This window comes from Nocardioides sp. Soil796 (genome assembly GCF_001429525.1).
Lineage (GTDB): Bacteria > Actinomycetota > Actinomycetes > Propionibacteriales > Nocardioidaceae > Nocardioides.
This window is the reverse complement of sequence record NZ_LMSQ01000019.1, coordinates 89,939-109,057: the sequence shown is the minus strand read 5'-3', so window position 1 is coordinate 109,057 and position 19,119 is coordinate 89,939. Positions and strand designations below refer to the sequence as shown.

The following is a 19,119-nucleotide window of genomic DNA, read 5'->3' as shown; positions in this document are numbered from 1 at the left end:
TGTTGGTCCGGCTACTCGTTCCACGAGGCCGTCACCGCGAAACCTTGACGCGATGGGTTTCTCTCCCCGGAGGACTGGGCAGACCATGGGCCGACGCCCGTAGGGCTGGGTGGTCTCTGACCAGGTTGGCCCTTACGATGACGGCTGCTGCTCGGTTGCAGCGAGCATCCGGGGTTCGTAAGCGACTAGGGGAATGGCACATGGGTTCAGGCGACGGATCAACGCTCGCGGAGCAGCAGCGCAACCGGGCGTTCCGACGGTCCGGAGGAACGACTCCGGCGGGTCGGCGGGTCGACCCCCCGCGCCAGCGGCGCCCCGGGCTGGCCGCGCTGGCCATCCTGCTCATCGTCGGCGGCGCCCTGATCGCGGGCCTGCTGGCCGTCCGGATGGACTCCCGCGAGCCTGTTCTCGCCGCGGCGCGCGACATCCCGCCGGGCACCCTGATCACGAAGGCGGACCTGCGGGAGGTCAAGGTGGCCAGCGAAGGGCTCCGGCTGATTCCCAGCGACCTCGCGGAGCAGGTGCTCGACGGTGGAACCTACGCACAGGTGCAGATCCGCCGGGACACCTTGATCGACGAGACGATGCTGACGCGCGAGGAGCCGGTCGGCGAGGACCGTGCCGTGGTCGCCGTCCCGCTCAACCCCGCGATCACCCCGAGCAAGAGCCTGCGCGGGGGCGACCTGGTGCAGGTGATCCGGGTCGGCGGCTCCGACAAGTCGGAGGAGCCGCGGCCGATCACCGAAGCCGTGGTGCTCTCCGTCAGTGCAGCGAGCGCCGACGACCTCGGGGGCGGGTCCACCGGCTCGGTGAGCCTGCTCGTCCCGGACTCCGCCGCGGCCGCTGTCGTCGACGCAGCGAGCGCCGATCAGGCTGGCCTGGCCCTGCTCCAGCGCGGTGCGTCGACCGACACGGAGCTGAGCGTGGAATCCTCTGGCTCCGGAGACGCACGGTGAGCGTGATCGCACTCTGCTCGGCCAAGGGATCACCCGGCGTCACCCTGGCCGGCCAGGTGCTGGCCTCGGTCTGGCCACGGCCGGTGGCGCTGGTCGACGCCGATCCGGCAGGCGGCGACATCCTCTGGCGGTGCCGGACTCCGCAGGGTGGTCCGCTCAACCCCGACCACGGCCTCCTCTCGCTGGCCGCTGCGGCCCGGCGTGACGCCGACGAGACCAACCTGTCCGAGCATCTCCAGCAGACCAACCTCGGCCAGTCGGTGCTGGTGGGGCTCTCGTCGCAGGAGCAGCTGACCGGGCTCGGCTCGGTGTGGACCCAGCTTCCCTCGCTGCTGGCGCGGCACACCGAGGACGTGCTCGTCGACTGCGGTCAGCTGAGCGCCGGGTCGGCCGCGCTCCCCGTGATTCACAAGGCCGACGCCGTGCTGGTCGTCGTACGACCCGACATGGAAGGGGTGGCGCACCTGCGCAGTCGCCTCTTCCAGTTCGGCAAGTCCCTGCGGATGGGGGACGCCGACGGTACGCCGGTGCTGATCGCGGTCGCCACGACCTATCGCGACACCCAGTCGGCCACCCACCTCCAGCAGCTCCTCGACTCCGAGGGCATCCCGGCCAGGGTCGTCGGAGTCTTCGCCGAGGACGCCAAGGGCGCGGGCATCTTCACCTCGACCCGTGCAGGTGCCCCCGGGCGCACGCTCCTTGCGAGGTCGGCCCGCGTGATCGCGCAGGCGCTGGTCAGCGTGCCGTCCGTCGAGCAGCGCATCGGGATGGTCTGAGATGGAACAACAGCTCGTGCGCAACCTCCGCGAGGAGGTTGCCGAGGTCCTCGCCCGGCAGCGTCGTGAAGACGCCGCGAACAACCTGCCGCCCATGTCGGCGGAGGACGAGCGGCAGTTCGCCCGGGCCGTGGTCAGCCGGGTGCTCGACCGCTATGCCCGCGAAGAGGTGAGCGCCGGGCGCAGCCCGATGACTCCCGGCGAAGAGGGGCACCTCGCGGAGGCGGTGCATGCCGCGCTCTTCGGCGTCGGGCGGCTGCAGCCCCTTCTCGACGACCCCGACATCGAGAACATCGACATCAACGGCTGCGACAACGTCTTCCTCGGCTACTCGAACGGTCGCGAGGAACGCGGCGCACCTGTTGCCGACAGTGACGAAGAGCTGATCGAGCTGGTCCAGACCCTCGGCGCCTACAGCGGCCTGACCAGCCGCGCCTTCGACACCTCCAACCCGCAGCTCGACATCCGCTTGCCGGACGGGTCGCGGCTCTCCGCGGTGATGGGCGTGTGCCAGAGGCCCTCACTGTCGATCCGTCGCGCTCGCCTGTCCCGGGTCATGCTCGACGACCTCGTCGGCTACGGCACCATGTCGCCCGAGCTGGCTGCCTTCCTCTCCGCCGCAGTGCGGGCCAGGAAGAACATCATGATCGCCGGCGCCACCAACGCGGGGAAGACCACGCTGCTGCGCGCCCTGGCCAACGAGATCGAACCGGCCGAGCGACTGATCACCGTGGAGCGAGCCCTCGAGCTCGGTCTCGGCGAGTTCCCCGACCTCCACCCCAACGTGGTCTCCTTCGAGGAGCGGCTGCCCAACACCGAGGGACAGGGCGCGATCGTGATGGGAGAGCTCGTCCGCCGGTCGCTGCGCATGAACCCCAGCCGGGTCATCGTGGGTGAGGTGCTCGGCGACGAGATCGTGACCATGCTCAACGCGATGAGCCAGGGCAACGACGGTTCCCTGTCGACCATCCACGCGAACTCCTCGGCCGAGGTGTTCAACCGCATCTGCACCTACGCGATCCAGAGCGCCGAACGGCTCCCCGCCGATGCCACGATGATGCTGATCGGCGGCGCGATCGACTTCGTCGTCTTCATCGAGCGGATCAACACGTTCGCCGCGGGTGGGTTGCTCCGGCGTACCGTCACCTCTGTCCGGGAGGTCAACGGCGTCGACGGGCGGGTGCTCTCCAGCGAGGTCTTCGCCCTCGGCCGCGACGGTGTCGCTGAGCCGGCCGCGGGCATCTCCTGCCTCGATGACCTGGCCGCGGTCGGGTATGTCCCGGGGGCAGCGCCGACCTGGCTGGACACGGCGCCGTGACCACCAGCCCGACCCTGCTCCTGGTCATCCTCATCGGCGCCGCCGTCGGGGGTGGTGTGCTCCTGCTCGTCCACGCCCTCACGCCGCGACCCGCCGAGCGCGTTGCGGCGGCACCCTCACAGCTCCTTGCCCAGCTCAAGGGGGCCGGCCGGACGCTGCCGCTCGCCATCGGTGCGGGACTCCTGGTGCTGCTCCTGACGCAATGGATCGTCGTGGCCCTGGCGTGCGCGGCGCTCGTGCTGTTCTGGGACCGGCTCTTCGGGGGCACCCGGGCCGCCCGAGAAGGGGTGGCCCGGATCGAGGCCCTCGCCGCCTGGACCGAGTCCCTGCGCGACACCGTGGCCGGAGCAGTCGGCCTGGAGCAGGCGATCCCGGCGACGGCGCACGCCGCCTCACCCGCCATCGCCTCAGACCTGTTCGCGCTCTCGGACCGGTTGCGGGTGCGGGTGCCGCTGCCGATGGCACTGCAGCGATTCGCCGACGACATGGACGACTCCGGCGCAGACCTGATCATTGCCGCGCTGATCCTCAACTCCAGGCTCCGCGGCCCCGGCCTGCGCGGAGTGCTCACGTCGCTGGCCGGCTCGGCACGTCAGGAGCTGGAGATGCGGCAACGGGTGAACGCCGGGCGCCGCAGCACCCAGCGCAGTGTGCAGATCGTCGTCGGCGTCACCATCGCCTTCGTCGTCGGCCTCGCGCTGTTCAACCCGGCGTACGTCGAGCCGTACGGTTCGCCGGTCGGTCAGCTCGTCCTGCTCGTCGTGCTGGCCTTCTTCGCGGCCGGCATCATGTGGCTGCGTCGCCTGTCGGTCTTCGAGGCACCGGAGCGCTTCCTGCGCAGCCTGGACGCGAAGGGGCGTGACTGATGATCCAGATCCTGGTGATGCTGGCCGGAGCCCTGGTCGGTGCGGGCGTGCTGGTCGGAGCACTGCTGTTCATGAGCCCAGCGGCGTCCGGCCCGGTCGGCCTGGCTCGGTTCGACGAGCAGCTCAAGCGTGGTCGTCGTGATGCCGGCCTGACCGCGGACCGTCGGCACCAGGCCGAGTCCGCCCGCATGCGCAAGCTCGGCGCTGAAGTGGCCGAGTCACTCGACTCACGGGGCCTCAAGATGCCGGCGTCGCTCTCCGCACAGCTGGGCCTGGCCGGCCAGTCCCGCGAGATGTTCCTGGCCCGGTCGCTGATGGCCGGCCTGCTCGGGTTCCTGTTCCCGGTCATCGCGCTGCTCCCCGCCTCGTTCCTCGGCCTCTTCCCACCGCTGGTCCCGTTGTGGCTGATGCTGGTCGGAGCCGTCGTCGGAGCAGCCGTGCCCTGGCTCCAGCTGCGCAAGATCGCCGACGAACGCAAGCGCGGATTCCGCCACGTCCTCAGCGCCTTCCTCGACCTCGTCGCGATGAACCTGGCCGGCGGACGCGGGGTGCCCGAGGCGCTCCAGTCGGCCGCGGCCATCTCCGACGGCTGGGCCATGGTGCGGATCCGCGACACCCTCGAAGCAGCGCGGCTGCAGGGGATCACCCCGTGGGCCGCGCTCGGCGAGCTCGGCAACGCGATCGACGTCGACGAGCTGCGCGACCTGGCCGCAGCCCTCGCCCTCGTCGCCGAAGACGGTGCCAAGGTCCGTGAGTCGTTGGCAGCGCGCGCCGCCTCGATGCGCAGCAAGGAGCTCGCCGATGCCGAAGGTCGTGCCGCGGCCCGTTCCCAGTCGATGCTCGTGGCCCAGCTGTTGCTCTGTGTCGGCTTCCTCTTGTTCCTCATGTACCCAGCGGTCGCGCGGGTCCTGGCCTGAGGTTTGGGCCTGACCACAAGGGGAATGACAGTCCTGTTCTACCTAAGGAGATGCCACGATGATTCAACTCGAGTTCCTGCTCACACTTCTCGGGGGCCGGGTCGAGCGTGTCCGTCGCAACGACGACGGCGTGTCGGCCGTCGAGTGGGTGGTGATCACCGCACTTCTGGTCGGGATCGCCCTGGCCGTCGGAACGATCCTGTTGACCAAGATCCGCGGCAAGGCCGATTCGATCAATCTGGACGAATGACAGTGCGGTCTCGCCGCCTGCGCGACGAGCGCGGAGCATCCGCGGTGGAACTGGCGCTCTACATGCCACTCCTGCTGCTGGTGATCCTGCTCGCCGTTCAGTCCACGCTGGTGTTCCTGGGCAACCAGGCCGCCAGCGCGGTGGCGCGCGAGACCGCCCGCGTGGCCCGGGCCACCGGTGACATCGCGGACGCCCGCCGCAACGGCGCGGAGTACGCCGAGAACATCGGCAAGGGAGTCCTCGAGGGCTACAAGATCCAGATCGTCGCGGTCGGGAACGACAAGGTGCGGGTGACGGTCACGGGCCACGCCCAGGAGATCCTGCCCTTCGGCGTACCCGAGGTGTCCCAGACGGTCGAGGGACCCATCGAGCGGTTCGTGGAGACCGAATGAGCCTCCGCAAGCGCAGCCGGAACGAGCGAGGCTCAATGGCCGTCGAGGTCGTGCTGCTGGCTCCGGTGTTGATGGCCTTCATCGTCTTCATCATCATGTGCGGGCGCTATGTCTCCGTCCGTGGAGACGTGGACGCGACCGCTCGGGACGCCGCCCGCGCGGCGTCGCTCCAGGTCTCCCGGGCCGACGCCCTTGCCGCCGCCCGCGAGGTGGTGGCCAGCTCCCTCGACGACCAGACCACCTGCAGCGCCGTCTCCCTGGACGGGGTGTGGGGTCCGGGCGGCACCGCCGTGGTGCACCTCGAATGCAGTGTCTCGTACGACGGGCTCGGCCTGATCGGGGTTCCCGGCAGCGCCAGCGTCGATGCCGAGAGCGCGGTCCCGCTGGACCCCTACCGGAGGTACGAATGAGCGGGAACCAGCAGCGGCAGCACGGCCGCCGGACCCGCGACGAGCGTGGCACCGCGACGGCCTTCGTGGTCGGGATGGCCATCACCTTGCTGATGTGTGCCGGCCTCGTCCTGGACGGCGGGACCGCCCTGAACGCGCGGATGAAGCTCGCCGACGAGGTCGAGCAGGCGGCACGTGCGGGTGCCCAGGAGATCGACGTCGACGGCCTGCGTGGTTCCGGCGACCCGAGTCTCGACGAGGCCGCCGCCGAGGCCCGGGCCCGCGCCTTCCTGACCAGCCGCGGCTACACCGTCACCGACGTCCGGGTCACTGCCGACACGGTCACGGTGGCGGCCAGCGACCGGGTGGACACCAAATTGCTCAGCCTGATCAACTACAACACCTTCAGCATCTCGGCCTCGGCCACTGCGGAAGCGGTGACTCAATGACCACGCCCCACCCCCAAGGAGTGCACGTGCCTCGTGGACCCGAGCGGTTCGCTGCCCCGCCCCCGCAACAGCAACGCCCCTCCTTGGCCAAGGCGATCGGAGCCGGCCTGGCCCTACTGGTCCTGGTGTTCGTCGTACCCGCAGCGCTCTGGCTGCTGACCGGCCCGCCGCCGGTCCCCACAGGGTTTCCCGACCGGGGCGACCTGACCCAGCCCCTGGGCATCGACGCCCTGCTCGTCGTGTTCCGGGCAGTCGTGTGGTTGGCGTGGCTCCAGTTCGTGGTCTGCACCCTGGCCGAGGTCGCGAGCCTGGTGCGAGGCGGTGGCCTGCCCCGACCGGTTCCCTTGTCCGGGCACACCCAGGCCCTCGCACGTGCACTGGTCGGGACCGCCCTGGTGGGCGGCATCTTCCTCGGCAGCACGGGCGCCGCGCAGGCGTCGATGCCCGTGCCCACGCCGAGCGGCAACGCCACGACGAGCCAGGCCAGCCCGCCGTCGGCGCCGACGGCGACCGCCGGCCAGTCCCCGACGGCCACCGAGCACGACGAGGTGGTGGGGGTCGCGCAGGGCACCCTCGAGTCGTCGCCGCGCGTCCACGTGCCCGGTGTTCCGCAGGACATGACGGACGTCCTCGGCAAGAAGGTCGTCATCGTGCAACCGCCCGACGGGCACTACCACGACAATCTCTGGGACATCGCGGAGAAGTCGCTGGGCGACGGCCGTCGCTGGCAGGAGATCTTCGACCTGAACAAGGGACGCATCCAGCCCGACGGGCAGGAGCTGGTCCTCGGGCGACTGATCCAGCCCGGTTGGGTGCTGATCATGCCCGAGGACGCCGTCGGTGCGCCGAGAGTCAGCGACACCGGGCAGGCCGCGGGCCAGGAGACCGGTTTCCTGGCCGGTGGCGTGCCGCAGGCACAGTCCGTCCAGGACCAACGCACCGGAGCGGGCGCCGGCGAGCAGGCGATGGAGGTCGCCGACCGCGACGCCCGGGGCACCATGACCCAACTGGCCAGGGGAGGGCTGCTCTCTGCCGCCCTGCTGCTGGGCCTGGTCGCCGAGCGGCGTCGCCGGCGTGGCCGGCTGGCCACCGCGGAGGAGCTCGAGGCCGAGGTGGAGCTCAGGATCGGTGCCGACACGGATCGCGCCGAGCGCCTCGACGTCGCCCTGCGAAGCCTGGCCGCATCGTGTGAGCTCGAGCGGCTCGCGGTGCCGCAGGCACATGCGGTCACCGTGTCCACGACGTCGGTGACCCTCCATCTGGCACCGCCCACCATGTCGGCGCCGTCCCCGTGGACGGTCCACGACGACGGTGCCCGTTGGGAGCTCCCGGCAGACGCGGACCTTCCCGGTGAGCGCGGCCCTGCGCCGTACCCCGGACTGGTCTGCCTCGGCCGCGATGATGACGGCAACGACGTCCTGCTCGACCTCGAGGCGCTCGGCGGACTGCTCAGCCTGGGTGGTTCCGACGTCATCGCGCGTGAGGTGGTCTCGGCCTGGGCGGTGCAGCTGGCGGTCGCGCCCTGGGCCGACGAGCAGGTCGTCCGCGGCTACCACCTCGAACCGACCCTGGCCACGATCGGCGGGACCCACGTGGAGCCGGTCGACGACCTGGAAGCCCTGGTCACCGACTGGGCCGGCACGTCGCCGCGCCACGCTGCCGCCGACGTACTCACCGGACAGGCACGACGTACGCCGGGCGAGCCGGGCAGGTACCTCGTGATGGGAGCCGCCCCGACGGACCCCGCCACGGTCGACCGGCTCGCTCGCCTCGTGGCCACGCCGCACAGCGGCGTCGGAGTCGTGGCGTGTGTCCCCGTCCCGGGAGCCCGCTGGCAGCTGGATGTCGACGACACCGGTCGGTTGCACGTGCCGTTGCTCGGCATCGAGGTCGACGCGGTGCGGCTCACCGCCGCCGCGGGTGAGCAGCTGGCCGGGCTCTTCGCCAAGGCGCGGCAGCCGTCCCCGATCCATGACGGTGACCGGGTCGCCGTGCCCCGCCCGCCACGTTCCGGCAGGGACGACCACTTCAGCGTCGCTGCGGTCCGGGTCGGCGTGCTCGGCGCCCTGGACCTGCGGGCCAGCAACGCGATGGACCCCGCACGCGTCGCGCTCGCCTCCGAGATCGTCACCTTCCTGGCCGTCCAGCCGGCTCCGGTCCACCGCAGTGTCGTGGGCGCCTCGATCTGGCCGGGCGGGGTGACTCCCGACGTACGCGACGCCACGATCGACCGGGTGCGCGACTGGCTCGGGCTGGAGGAGGACGGCTCCTACCGGTTGCGCGAGACCGAGGAGGGCCGTCTGCACCTCAGCGACGACGTGGCGGTGGACTGGCACGCGTTCTGCCAGCTGGCCCTGGAGTCCCGGGGACGGGGGCCCGATGAGGAGCGCGAGCTGCTGCGTCGCGCCCTGCAGCTGGTCCGCGGGGAGCTGCTGGAGGGGCGGCCCGCCCAGCGCTACAGCTGGCTGGCCCGCACGCGCCTCGAACGCCAGGTGACCGACGTCGTCACGGACGCCGCCCACCGGCTGGTCGAGCTGTCGCTGCCGGGGGACCCCGGCGGTGCGGGTGCCGCGAGTCGGGCCGGGCTGCGGCTCTCGCCGACCTCCCAGGTGCTGTGGCGTGACCTGCTCCGCAGCGCCTCGGTGGACCCGGACGGCTCGGACCTCGAGGAGGTCGCCGTGGAGATGCGCGACGTGCTGCGAGGGTGCGGTGCGCCGCTCGACGCGGAGACCGAGGCACTCCTCGAGGAGCTCCTGCCGGGTCGGCCGCACCGGGCCGGCGGCGCGCTCGCGTGAACCGCCACGCGACGCATTGACCGGGGAATCGGCCGGTTCCGGGCAGCGGTCGGTTGCGCCCGGGGTGGTGCCGCGGCGGATATGCTCACCGGGTCATGTCTGAAGCCCACGAACTCGTCGCCACAGTCCTCGAGAAGTACGCCGTCGAGCTCCTCGAGTTCCGGCGCGACCTCCACGCCCACCCCGAACTGTCGTGGAGCGAGGCACGGACGACGGAGCAGGTGGCGGCGCGACTCGAGCAGGCCGGGCTGCGCGTCCGCCGCCTGCCGCGCAGTGGACTGATCGCCGAGGTGGGGGAGTCCGGGCCCGTGGTCGCGCTGCGTGCCGACCTCGACGCGCTCCCGGTCGACGACCGCACCGACGACCCCTGGCGCAGCACCGTTGCGGGAGTGGCCCACGCCTGCGGGCACGACGTGCACACCACAGCTCTCGTCGGTGCCGGTCTGGCCCTGGCCGAGCTCGCCTCCCGCGGGATGCTCGCGGGCCGGGTCAGGTTGCTGTTCCAACCGGCCGAGGAGGTCATGCCGGGCGGAGCACTCGAGCTGCTGGCCCGCGACGCCCTCAACGGGGTCGACCGGGTCTTCTGCCTGCACTGCGACCCGACCGTCGACGTCGGCCACATCGGACTGAGGGAAGGGCCGCTCACCGGCGCTGCCGACTCGCTCGACGTGCACCTGGTCGGCAAGGGCGGGCACACCTCGCGGCCCCACCTGACCGAGGACCTCACCTTCGCGCTCGGCAAGCTGGTCACCGAGCTGCCCGCCGTACTCTCGCGTCGACTCGACCCACGGGCCGGGGTCAGCGTGGTCTGGGGCCTGATCCGCGCCGGCGCCACCCACAACGTCATTCCCGCCACCGGCCGGGTCGCCGGCACCGTGCGCATGCTCGACGCGGTCGCCTGGGCCGGCGCCGAGGACCTCGTGCGCGAGCTGATCGCCCAGATCATTGCGCCGTACGGCGTCACCGCCGAGATCGTCTACCAGCGCGGGGTGCCGCCGGTCGTCAACGACCACGAGGCCACTGTTGCGCTGGCTCGGTCGGTGGCCGCCGTGCTCGGCCCCGACGGTGCACTGCCCGCGTTGCAGAGCCTGGGCGGTGAGGATTTCGGGTGGTACCTCGAGCGAGTTCCCGGAGCGATGGGTCGGCTCGGCACCCGCACGCCGGGTGGTCCGACGTACGACCTGCACCAGGGCGACCTGCGCATTGATGAGCGCGCCATCGCGATCGGCGCGGCCGTGCTGGTCGGGGCGGCACTCGAGTCCCTCGTCTGAGTCGTCCGGAAGACGATCGGTCACCGGCAGGTAACAGTTCGGCTCGAATCGCCTCATTTCCGCGAGGTTGGGCTTAATGTGACCCGACTGGCCCGGTTGACAGGGGCCTGCCCCGACCCCAGGAGGACCGCCGTGAAGAAGACGGCACGTATTGCAGTTGCGCTGAGCCTGGCCGCCCTCGCCCTCACGAGCTGTGGCGAGCGCGGCGACGACGGCGACTCGAACGCCAAGGACTCTGCTTCGCCCAGCGCGTCGGAGTCCACGACGCCGCAGGAGCAGCACCCGGACTTCAAGGCATGCATGGTCTCCGACTCCGGCGGCTTCGACGACAAGTCCTTCAACCAGACGTCGCACGACGGCCTGGTGAAGGCCAAGACCGACTACGGCATCCAGACCGCCGAGGCCGAGTCCAAGGCCGACGCCGACTACGCACCGAACCTCGAGAACCTCGCGAAGGCCGGCTGCAAGAACATCACCACGGTCGGGTTCCTCCTCGGTGATGCCACCGCTGCCGCGGCCAAGAAGCACCCGAAGATCGACTACTCGATCGTCGACTTCGGCTACGAGAAGCCCGCCAAGAACCTCAAGGGCCTCGGCTTCAAGACCGACCAGCCGGCCTTCCTCGCCGGCTACCTCGCCGCCTCGCAGACCGAGAGCCAGGTCGTGGGCACCTTCGGTGGCGCCAAGATCCCGACCGTCACCATCTTCATGGACGGCTTCGTCAAGGGTGTCGAGCAGTACAACACCGACAAGGGCGCCGACGTCAAGGTCGTGGGCTGGGACGCCGAGAAGCAGGACGGCTCCTTCACCAACGACTTCGAGAACCAGTCGAAGGGCCAGTCGCTCGCCGAGGCACTGATCCGCCAGGGCGCCGACATCGTCATGCCGGTCGCCGGTCCCGCCGGCCTCGGTGGCCTCCAGGCCGTCAAGCAGGCGGACAAGAAGGCGATCTGGGTCGACACCGACGGCTGCGTCTCGGCCGCCGAGTACTGCGACATCCTGCTCTCCTCGGTCATGAAGGGCATGGACGTCGCGGTCGAGGACGCCATCAAGAGCTCCATCGACGGCTCCTTCGACAACACTCCCTACGAGGGCACCCTCGAGAACGGCGGCGTCAGCCTGGCGCCGTTCCACGAGTTCGACGGTGACATCGACCAGGAGACCAAGGACGAGATCGAGGCCCTCCAGGCCAAGATCATCTCGGGAGAAATCACCATCTCCTGAGGCCTACTCCTCGTAGGGTCGGGGCGGGAACTGACGGTTCCCGCCCCGACCCGTCTCCCTCTATCCTTCGTACGACGCCAGTCATCGCACAAGGGAGTGCCATGCAGTTGCAGATCCAGGGGCTGACCCGTCGCTTCGGTGACTTCGTCGCCAACGACGCGATCGACCTCACCATCGAACCCGGCGAGATCCACTGCCTCCTGGGCGAGAACGGCGCCGGCAAGTCGACGCTGATGAACATGCTCTACGGGCTCCTGGAACCCAGCGAGGGCCAGATCCTGCTCGACGGTGAACCCGTCACGTTCGCCTCGCCCAAGGACGCCATCAACGCCGGCATCGGCATGGTGCACCAGCACTTCATGCTGGTCCCGGTCTTCACCGTCGCCGAGAACGTCATGCTCGGTCGCGAGGGCGGCCCGGTGCTCAACCGCGGCGCCGCGGCCCAACGGGTGCGCGACCTCTCCGACCGTTACGGCCTGCGAGTCGATCCGAAGGCGCTGGTCGAGGACATCCCCGTGGGTGTCCAGCAGCGCGTCGAGATCCTCAAGGCCCTCGCCAACGACGCCAAGGTCCTGATTCTCGACGAGCCGACCGCCGTGCTCACCCCGCAGGAGATCGACGAGCTCATGGGCATCATGCGTGAGCTCAAGGCCCAGGGCACCTCGATCATCTTCATCACCCACAAGCTGCGCGAGGTCAAGGCTGTCGGCGACCGGATCAGCGTGATCCGCCGCGGCAAGATCGTGGGCACCGCCGAGCCGACCGCCACCGAGGCCGAGCTGGCCGAGATGATGGTGGGTCGCGCGGTCAAGCTGACCGTCGACAAGGACGCCGCCGAGGTCGGTGCCCCCGTGCTCGAGGCCCGCAACATCACGATCATCGACCCCCGCGGCCACGAGGTCGTCAAGGACGTCTCGTTCGAGGCCCGCGCCGGTGAGGTCCTCGGCATCGCCGGGGTCCAGGGCAACGGCCAGACCGAGCTGATCAAGTCGCTCCTCGGACTGATCCGCCCCTCGGCCGGCGAGATCATGCTCGACGGCGACGACATCGGCCGCTACGGCCCCCGGCGCAGCCTCGAGGCCGGCATCGGCTACATCCCCGAGGACCGCTCCCACGACGGCTACGTCTCCTCGTTCAGCGTGCGCGAGAACCTCGTCCTCGACCTCTACCGCTCACCCGAGTTCTCCAACGGTCCGGCGCTCAAGCTCGCCGAGATCGAGCGCAACGCCGACGACCGCATCCAGGAGTTCGACATCCGCACGACCTCGCGGGAGACGCCCGTCGGGTCGCTCTCGGGAGGAAACCAGCAGAAGGTCGTCGTGGCCCGCGAGTTCTCCCGGCCACTCAAGGTGCTGATCGCCTCACAGCCCACCCGCGGCGTCGACGTCGGCTCCATCGAGTTCATCCACAAGCGCATCATCGCCGAGCGTGACCGCGGCACCGCCGTCATCATCGTCTCCACCGAGCTCGACGAGATCTTCGCGCTCGCCGACCGCATCGCGGTGATGTACGACGGACGCATCGTCGACACCGTCAGTCCTGACATCGAACGCGAGCAGATCGGTCTGCTCATGGCCGGCGCCGGTGGCGCCGAGGGAGGTGCCGCGTGACCAAGCGACCCGGCCTGCGCCTGGACCGCAAGGCACTCGAAGGCGTCCTCACCACCGCCGCGGCCATCGTGCTGGCACTCCTGATCGGTGCCGTGCTGATGGCGCTGAGCAACGAGTCCGTCATCGACTCGATGGGCTACTTCTTCTCCTACCCGTGGGACTTCTTCTCCCGCTCCTTCGACGTGGTCACCACGTCGTACGGCGCACTGCTGGACCGTTCGCTCGGTTCCGGAGAGGGCCTGGCCAACACGCTGAACCGCTCGGCCCCGCTGATCTGCGCCGGCCTCGGCGTCTCGCTCGCCTTCCGCGCCGGGCTGTTCAACATCGGTGCGCAGGGCCAGATCATCCTCGGCACGCTGGCGGCCAGCTACGTCGGCTTCACCTGGGACCTCCCCGGTCCGATCCTGCTGCTCACCTCGGTGCTCGCCGGCGTACTGGCCGGAGCCCTGTGGGGCGGCATCGCCGGCCTGCTCAAGGCCGCCACCGGCACCCACGAGGTGATCAGCACGATCATGCTCAACCAGATCGCGTCGTTCGGGGTGCTCGCCTACGCGCTGGGTGAGCTGAAGTCGTTCCAGCGCCCCGACGACGACCTTGGCCTGCCCCAGTCGCCGCCGGTGCCCGACGCGGCCGCCTTCCCCGAGGTGCTGGGCGTGCACATGGGTGTGCTGCTCTCCCTCGTCGCCGCGGCCGTGGTCTGGTGGCTGCTCACCCGCAGCACCCTCGGCTTCGAGCTGCGCTCGGTCGGCGCCAACCCCGACGCGTCCCGCACGGCGGGCATGAGCACCGCGAAGGTCTTCATCCTCACCATGGTCATCGCCGGAGGGCTCAGCGGCCTGGCCGCGACGATGATGATCAACGGCGACCAGGCCAGCAACAACGCCAGCCTGGTCGGCTCGGTCGGCTTCGACGCGATCACGGTCGCGCTGCTGGGCCGTGGCACCCCGCTCGGCAGCGTGCTGGCCGGCTTCCTGTTCGGCATCCTCGCCGTGGGTGGCGGCGCCATGCAGACCACCAGCGCGGGCACCGCCCCCGAGGTGGTCCAGGTCATCCAGTCCTTGATCGTGCTGTTCGTCGCCGCACCGGCCATCGTCCGGTGGATCGTGCGACAGCGACGCAAGGAACCCACGAGCACGTTCGCCGCGAAGGGAGTCTCCGCATGAGCACCACCACGACCGTGACGGCCAGCGAGAAGCCCGTCCGCGACCGCACCGACAAGCTCCGCCAGATCAAGCTGGTCGTCGCCTTCGGCATCGTGTGGGTGCTGGTCCTGATGATGGCGCTGAGCATCGACAACTCCCAGGTGCTGTTCCTCAACGCCGACGAGCTCTCCAAGGAGCACCAGCCCGAGCCGTTCAACGGCCTGCGCCTGGTCTGGATCGGCTTCGCGATCGTCTCGATCGCCCTGGTCGTCGCGGTGATCAACCGCATCCCACGCAACGGCTGGGCGATGCTGATCCACGTCGCAGTCGGGCTGTCGTTCTACGCCGCGTTCACCGTCTGGTACTACGCCGACCAGACGGCGGCGGTCGAGGCCTGGATCACCAATCCACTGCCCAGCATGGTGAAGTACTGCCCGCCGCTGGTGCTCGGCGCCCTCGCGGGCGTGGTGTGCGAGCGTGCCGGTGTCATCAACATCGCCATCGAGGCGCAGCTGCTGATGGGCGCGTTCTTCGGTGCCGTGGTCAGCGCGCTGGCCTACAGCAACGGCGTCGGCATGATCGCCGCGTCGCTGGCCGGTGTCGTCGTGGCCCTGATGCTCGGCCTGTTCTCGCTGCGCTACCACGTCGACCAGGTGGTCGTCGGTGTCGTGCTGATCGCCCTGGCACTGGGCCTGACCACGTTCCTGCGCGGGCAGATCCCGACCGAGCAGGAGAACGCGCACCTCAACACGCTGCTCTCCGACTCGCCCGATCCGCTGACGCCGATCGAGATCCCCGGCCTCTCCAGCATCCCCGTGCTCGGGCGTGCCCTGTTCAACCAGTCGATCCTGGTCTACCTGGCCCTGCTGGCGCCGTTCCTGGTGTGGTTCCTGCTCTACCAGACGCGATGGGGCCTGCGGGTCCGCGCGGTCGGCGAGCACCCCAAGGCCGCCGACACCGTCGGCATCCGCGTCAATCGCGTGCGCTGGCAGGCGATTCTCTTCGGTGGCGCCCTCGCCGGTCTCGGTGGCGCGTTCTACACCGTCGGCTCGTCGGGGTCCTTCAACGACAACGCCGCCAACGGACAGGGCTTCATGGCGCTGGCTGCCGTGATCATGGGCCGCTGGCACCCCGTCGGCGCCACCATGGCCGCGCTCTTCTTCGCGTTGACCGCGGCCATGAAGGACGACTTCGGCCTGGTCACCAAGGTGCCCTCCGAGCTGATCGCCATCGCGCCCTACCTCGCCACCCTGATCGCCGTGGCCGGCTTCGTCGGACGGGTCCGCCCGCCGGCCGCCGACGGCCAGCCCTACGTGAAGGACTGAGCGTGGAGGTCGACTGGGACGCCCTGACCCGGGCCGCCGTCGACGTCGCCGCGCGCGCCTACGCGCCGTACTCGAACTATCGCGTGGGTGCCGCGGCGCTGGTCGACGACGGGCGCACCGTGGTCGGCTGCAACGTCGAGAACGCGGCGTACGGCGTGGTGCTGTGCGCCGAGTGCGGTGTGGTCAGCTCGCTGCACGCCACCGGCGGAGGGCGGCTGACCCACTTCGTGTGCGTCAACGGCAGCGGCGACGTGATCATGCCCTGTGGTCGGTGTCGTCAGCTGCTGTTCGAGAACGGCGGTCGCGAGCTGTTGCTGCTCACCGTGTCCGGCGTACGCCGCATGGACGAAGTGCTGCCCGACCCGTTCGGACCCGATGACCTGACGAAGGAGACCACGTGACCCAGCACGACGCCGTCGAGGTGATCTCCGCCAAGCGCGACGGCCAGGAGCTCACCGACAGCCAGATCGACTGGGTGATCGCCCACTACACCGACGGTGTGGTGGCCGACGAGCAGATGTCGGCGCTGGCGATGGCGATCCTGCTCAACGGCATGAACCGCCGCGAGATCTCCCGCTGGACCAACGCGATGATCGCGTCGGGGGAGCGGATGGACTTCTCCACCCTGTCGCGCCCGACGTCCGACAAGCACTCCACCGGCGGTGTCGGCGACAAGATCACCTTGCCGTTGGCCCCGCTCGTGGCCGCCTGCGGTGTCGCGGTTCCCCAGCTGTCCGGCCGGGGACTGGGCCACACCGGCGGCACCCTCGACAAGCTCGAGGCGATCCCCGGCTGGCGGGCGGCGCTGAGCAACGAGGAGATGCTCGACCAGCTCGAGAGCATCGGCGCGGTGATCTGTGCCGCCGGCACCGGCCTGGCCCCGGCCGACAAGAAGCTCTACGCGCTGCGCGACGTGACCGGCACCGTCGAGGCGATCCCGCTGATCGCCTCGTCGATCATGTCGAAGAAGATCGCCGAAGGCACCGGCTCGTTGGTGCTCGACGTGAAGGTCGGCACCGGTGCCTTCATGAAGGACCTCGACAAGGCCCGCGAGCTGGCCGAGACGATGGTCTCGCTCGGCAAGGACGCCGGCGTGCACACGGTCGCCCTGCTCACCGACATGTCCACCCCCCTCGGCTTCACCGCAGGCAACGCGATCGAGGTCGCCGAGTCGGTCGAGGTGCTCGCCGGGGGCGGGCCGGCCGACGTGGTCGAGCTGACCCTGGCCCTGGCCCGCGAGATGCTGGCCGGCGCCGGAGTCACCGATCTCGACCCGGCCGACAAGCTGGCCGACGGCTCCGCCATGGACGCCTGGAAGGCGATGATCCGGGCCCAGGACGGCGACCCCGACGCCCCCATGGCCACCGCCCGCGAGTCGCACGTGGTGAACGCACCGGCCTCCGGCGTGCTGACCCGGCTCGACGCGATGGCGGTCGGGCTGGCGTCGTGGCGGCTCGGTGCCGGACGCGCCAAGCTCGGTGACGCCGTGCAGGACGGGGCGGGCGTGGTCTGGCACGCACGCCCCGGTGACGAGGTCACCGAGGGCCAGCCGCTGTTCACGCTGCTGACCGACGAGCCGGAACGCTTCGACCGTGCGCTGGCCTCACTCGAGGGCGGCTACGACATCGGCACCGACGGGTCGGCGTACACCCCGCAGCCGTTGGTGATCGACCGCATCGCCTGACCCCGCCCGGGTCGTCGTACGGCGGTGCCTGCACAGCGGCTCTTGTGCGGTGCTGTTGACGGTTCGCCCGTGTCAGAACGCGTGTGGAGCGACCGTAACCCCGCGTTACTCGAGTGGGGGTGGCGCGGGCGGATCAGGGGAGCAGGAGTACGACGGTCTCGGCGACGCAGGCGGGCTTGGCCTCGTCCTCGATCTCGATCGTGTGGCGCACGGTGAGCTGCTTGCCGGCGGGGATGTCGACGACGTCCGCGATGGCGACGTGCGAGCGGATCCGCTTGCCGACCTTGAGCGGGTTCGGGAAGCGCACCTTGTTGACGCCGTAGTTCAGCTTGGCCCCCGGCGTCTGCAACGTGAAGATCTGGCTGCCCAGCCACGGGATCAGCGACAGGGTCAGGTAGCCGTGGGCGATCGTGCCGCCGAAGGGACCGTCCTTGGCCCGCTCGAGGTCGACGTGGATCCACTGGTGGTCACCGGTGGCGTCGGCGAAGGCGTTGACCCGGCGCTGGTCGACGGTCAGCCACTCGCTGGTGCCGAGGTCGGTGCCGGCAGCTTCGGTCAGTTCATCGAATGTCGTGAAGACGCGCATACCTGTGGAGCGTAGTCGTTCACGCCGTTCCCCACGACGCGTCCAACCGTGTTGTCTCACCCTCCGTGCGCTTCGCTGCCATGATGGGCAGGTGTCCCTGACTGCCGACGTCGTACGACGTGCCCCCAAGGTGTTGCTGCACGACCACCTCGACGGTGGTGTCCGCCCGCAGACGGTGGCCGAGCTGGCCCATGCCATCGGTCACGAGCTGCCCGTCGACGACGACAGCTTGCTCGGACAGTGGTTCGCCGATGCCGCGAACTCCGGATCGCTGGTGCGCTACCTCGAGACCTTCGACCACACCGTCGCGGTGATGCAGACCGCGTCGGCGCTGGAGCGGATCGCGCGCGAGTGCGTCGAGGACCTGGTCGCCGACGGGGTCGTGTACGCCGAGATCCGCTACGCACCCGAGCAGCACCTCGACGGCGGGCTGAGCCTCGACGAGGTGGTGGAAGCCGTGCGTGACGGCTTCGACCGCGGCATGGAGGCGGCCGGCGGGCGGATCGTCGTACGCCAGCTGCTGACCGCGATGCGCCACCAGGCCCGCTCCCGCGAGATCGCCGAGCTGGCCGTCGCGTGGCGCGACCGCGGAGTGGCCGGCTTCGACATCGCCGGCGCCGAGGACGGCTTCCCGCCGACCCGTCACCTCGACGCGTTCGAGTACCTCCAGCGCGAGAACGCCCACTTCACCATCCACGCCGGCGAGGCCTTCGGGTTGCCGTCGATCTGGCAGGCGATCCAGTGGTGCGGCGCCGAGCGGCTCGGCCACGGTGTCCGCATCATCGACGACATCACGGTCGGCGACGACGGCACCGTCGAGCTGGGCCGCCTCGCGGCGTACGTCCGTGACATGCGCATCCCGCTGGAGATGTGCCCGTGGTCGAACATCCAGACCGGCGCGGCCGCTTCGATCGAGGAGCACCCGATCGGGTTGCTGACCAAGCTGCGCTTCCGGGTCACGGTCAACACCGACAACCGCCTGATGAGCGGCACGTCGATGACCCGCGAGATGCACTCGCTGGTCGAGGCGTTCGGCTACGGGCTCGACGACCTGCAGTGGTTCACGATCAACGCGATGAAGTCGGCGTTCTTGCCGTTCGACGAGCGGCTGGCGATCATCAACGACGTGATCAAGCCGGGGTACGCCGCACTGGCCGAGGCGTCCTAGC

At 70.1% G+C, this 19,119-nt stretch carries 19 protein-coding genes; 18 read left to right on the top strand and 1 reads right to left on the bottom strand.

Translation table 11 applies throughout. From position 1 onward, the window contains the following. Window positions 1-200: 200 nt before the first annotated feature. The 17 genes from ASH02_RS17820 to ASH02_RS17740 all read left to right on the top strand — a co-directional run bounded on the left by ASH02_RS17820 (window position 201) and on the right by ASH02_RS17740 (window position 17,364). Window positions 201-956: an SAF domain-containing protein gene (locus tag ASH02_RS17820; RefSeq protein WP_056678814.1), complete on the top strand. Its 756-nt coding sequence runs from the start codon at window positions 201-203 to the stop codon at window positions 954-956. Continuing rightward, a complete protein-coding gene (locus ASH02_RS17815) occupies window positions 953-1,732 on the top strand; it encodes a MinD/ParA family ATP-binding protein (protein WP_056892115.1) in 780 nt (259 codons plus the stop codon). The genes ASH02_RS17820 and ASH02_RS17815 overlap by 4 nt, the downstream gene beginning before the upstream one ends. A gap of 1 nt (window position 1,733) precedes the next feature. Beyond that, on the top strand, window positions 1,734-3,050 hold the full coding sequence (locus ASH02_RS17810) for a CpaF family protein (protein WP_056678808.1): 1,317 nt from the start codon (window positions 1,734-1,736) through the stop codon (window positions 3,048-3,050). Beyond that, entirely contained in the window at window positions 3,047-3,916 is an 870-nt protein-coding gene (locus ASH02_RS17805) for a type II secretion system F family protein (protein ID WP_056678806.1), read from the top strand. Before ASH02_RS17810 ends, ASH02_RS17805 begins: the two co-directional genes overlap by 4 nt. Then, complete coding sequence (locus ASH02_RS17800; RefSeq protein WP_056678802.1) at window positions 3,916-4,833, top strand: type II secretion system F family protein; 918 nt, start codon at window positions 3,916-3,918, stop codon at window positions 4,831-4,833. The genes ASH02_RS17805 and ASH02_RS17800 overlap by 1 nt, the downstream gene beginning before the upstream one ends. A 58-nt stretch (window positions 4,834-4,891) precedes the next feature. Further along, a complete protein-coding gene (locus ASH02_RS17795; RefSeq protein ID WP_056678799.1) occupies window positions 4,892-5,083 on the top strand; it encodes a Flp family type IVb pilin in 192 nt (63 codons plus the stop codon). After that, window positions 5,080-5,475, top strand: coding sequence for a TadE/TadG family type IV pilus assembly protein (locus tag ASH02_RS17790; protein WP_056678796.1), 396 nt, complete (start codon window positions 5,080-5,082; stop codon window positions 5,473-5,475). Before ASH02_RS17795 ends, ASH02_RS17790 begins: the two co-directional genes overlap by 4 nt. Next, on the top strand, window positions 5,472-5,885 hold the full coding sequence (locus tag ASH02_RS17785; RefSeq protein ID WP_056678792.1) for a TadE/TadG family type IV pilus assembly protein: 414 nt from the start codon (window positions 5,472-5,474) through the stop codon (window positions 5,883-5,885). The genes ASH02_RS17790 and ASH02_RS17785 overlap by 4 nt, the downstream gene beginning before the upstream one ends. Beyond that, window positions 5,882-6,313: a TadE/TadG family type IV pilus assembly protein gene (locus ASH02_RS17780; RefSeq protein ID WP_056678789.1), complete on the top strand. Its 432-nt coding sequence runs from the start codon at window positions 5,882-5,884 to the stop codon at window positions 6,311-6,313. The genes ASH02_RS17785 and ASH02_RS17780 overlap by 4 nt, the downstream gene beginning before the upstream one ends. A gap of 26 nt (window positions 6,314-6,339) precedes the next feature. Further along, a complete protein-coding gene (locus ASH02_RS17775; RefSeq protein WP_156388832.1) occupies window positions 6,340-9,108 on the top strand; it encodes a hypothetical protein in 2,769 nt (922 codons plus the stop codon). A 95-nt stretch (window positions 9,109-9,203) separates the two neighbouring features. Beyond that, window positions 9,204-10,379: an amidohydrolase gene (locus ASH02_RS17770; RefSeq protein WP_056678781.1), complete on the top strand. Its 1,176-nt coding sequence runs from the start codon at window positions 9,204-9,206 to the stop codon at window positions 10,377-10,379. Between the two features lie 132 nt (window positions 10,380-10,511). After that, the gene (locus ASH02_RS17765) at window positions 10,512-11,603 is read left to right on the top strand and encodes a BMP family lipoprotein (RefSeq protein ID WP_056892116.1); all 1,092 of its coding nucleotides are present in this window, start codon (window positions 10,512-10,514) and stop codon (window positions 11,601-11,603) included. Window positions 11,604-11,704: 101 nt separating this feature from the next. Continuing rightward, complete coding sequence (locus tag ASH02_RS17760; RefSeq protein WP_056678776.1) at window positions 11,705-13,213, top strand: ABC transporter ATP-binding protein; 1,509 nt, start codon at window positions 11,705-11,707, stop codon at window positions 13,211-13,213. After that, complete coding sequence (locus ASH02_RS17755; RefSeq protein WP_056678773.1) at window positions 13,210-14,376, top strand: ABC transporter permease; 1,167 nt, start codon at window positions 13,210-13,212, stop codon at window positions 14,374-14,376. The genes ASH02_RS17760 and ASH02_RS17755 overlap by 4 nt, the downstream gene beginning before the upstream one ends. Further along, window positions 14,373-15,680: an ABC transporter permease gene (locus tag ASH02_RS26700; protein ID WP_056678770.1), complete on the top strand. Its 1,308-nt coding sequence runs from the start codon at window positions 14,373-14,375 to the stop codon at window positions 15,678-15,680. Before ASH02_RS17755 ends, ASH02_RS26700 begins: the two co-directional genes overlap by 4 nt. Before the next feature lie 2 nt (window positions 15,681-15,682). Further along, the gene (locus tag ASH02_RS26695; RefSeq protein WP_056678767.1) at window positions 15,683-16,081 is read left to right on the top strand and encodes a cytidine deaminase; all 399 of its coding nucleotides are present in this window, start codon (window positions 15,683-15,685) and stop codon (window positions 16,079-16,081) included. Further along, window positions 16,078-17,364, top strand: coding sequence for a thymidine phosphorylase (locus ASH02_RS17740; protein WP_056678763.1), 1,287 nt, complete (start codon window positions 16,078-16,080; stop codon window positions 17,362-17,364). The genes ASH02_RS26695 and ASH02_RS17740 overlap by 4 nt, the downstream gene beginning before the upstream one ends. Before the next feature lie 133 nt (window positions 17,365-17,497). On the opposite strand, the gene ASH02_RS17735 is transcribed toward ASH02_RS17740, so the two are convergent. Then, a complete protein-coding gene (locus tag ASH02_RS17735) occupies window positions 17,498-17,950 on the bottom strand; it encodes a MaoC family dehydratase (RefSeq protein ID WP_056678760.1) in 453 nt (150 codons plus the stop codon). Between the two features lie 91 nt (window positions 17,951-18,041). On the opposite strand from ASH02_RS17735, the gene ASH02_RS17730 reads away from it, so the two are divergent. Continuing rightward, window positions 18,042-19,118, top strand: coding sequence for an adenosine deaminase (locus ASH02_RS17730; protein WP_200951080.1), 1,077 nt, complete (start codon window positions 18,042-18,044; stop codon window positions 19,116-19,118). The last annotated feature ends 1 nt before the right edge of the window (window position 19,119 follow it).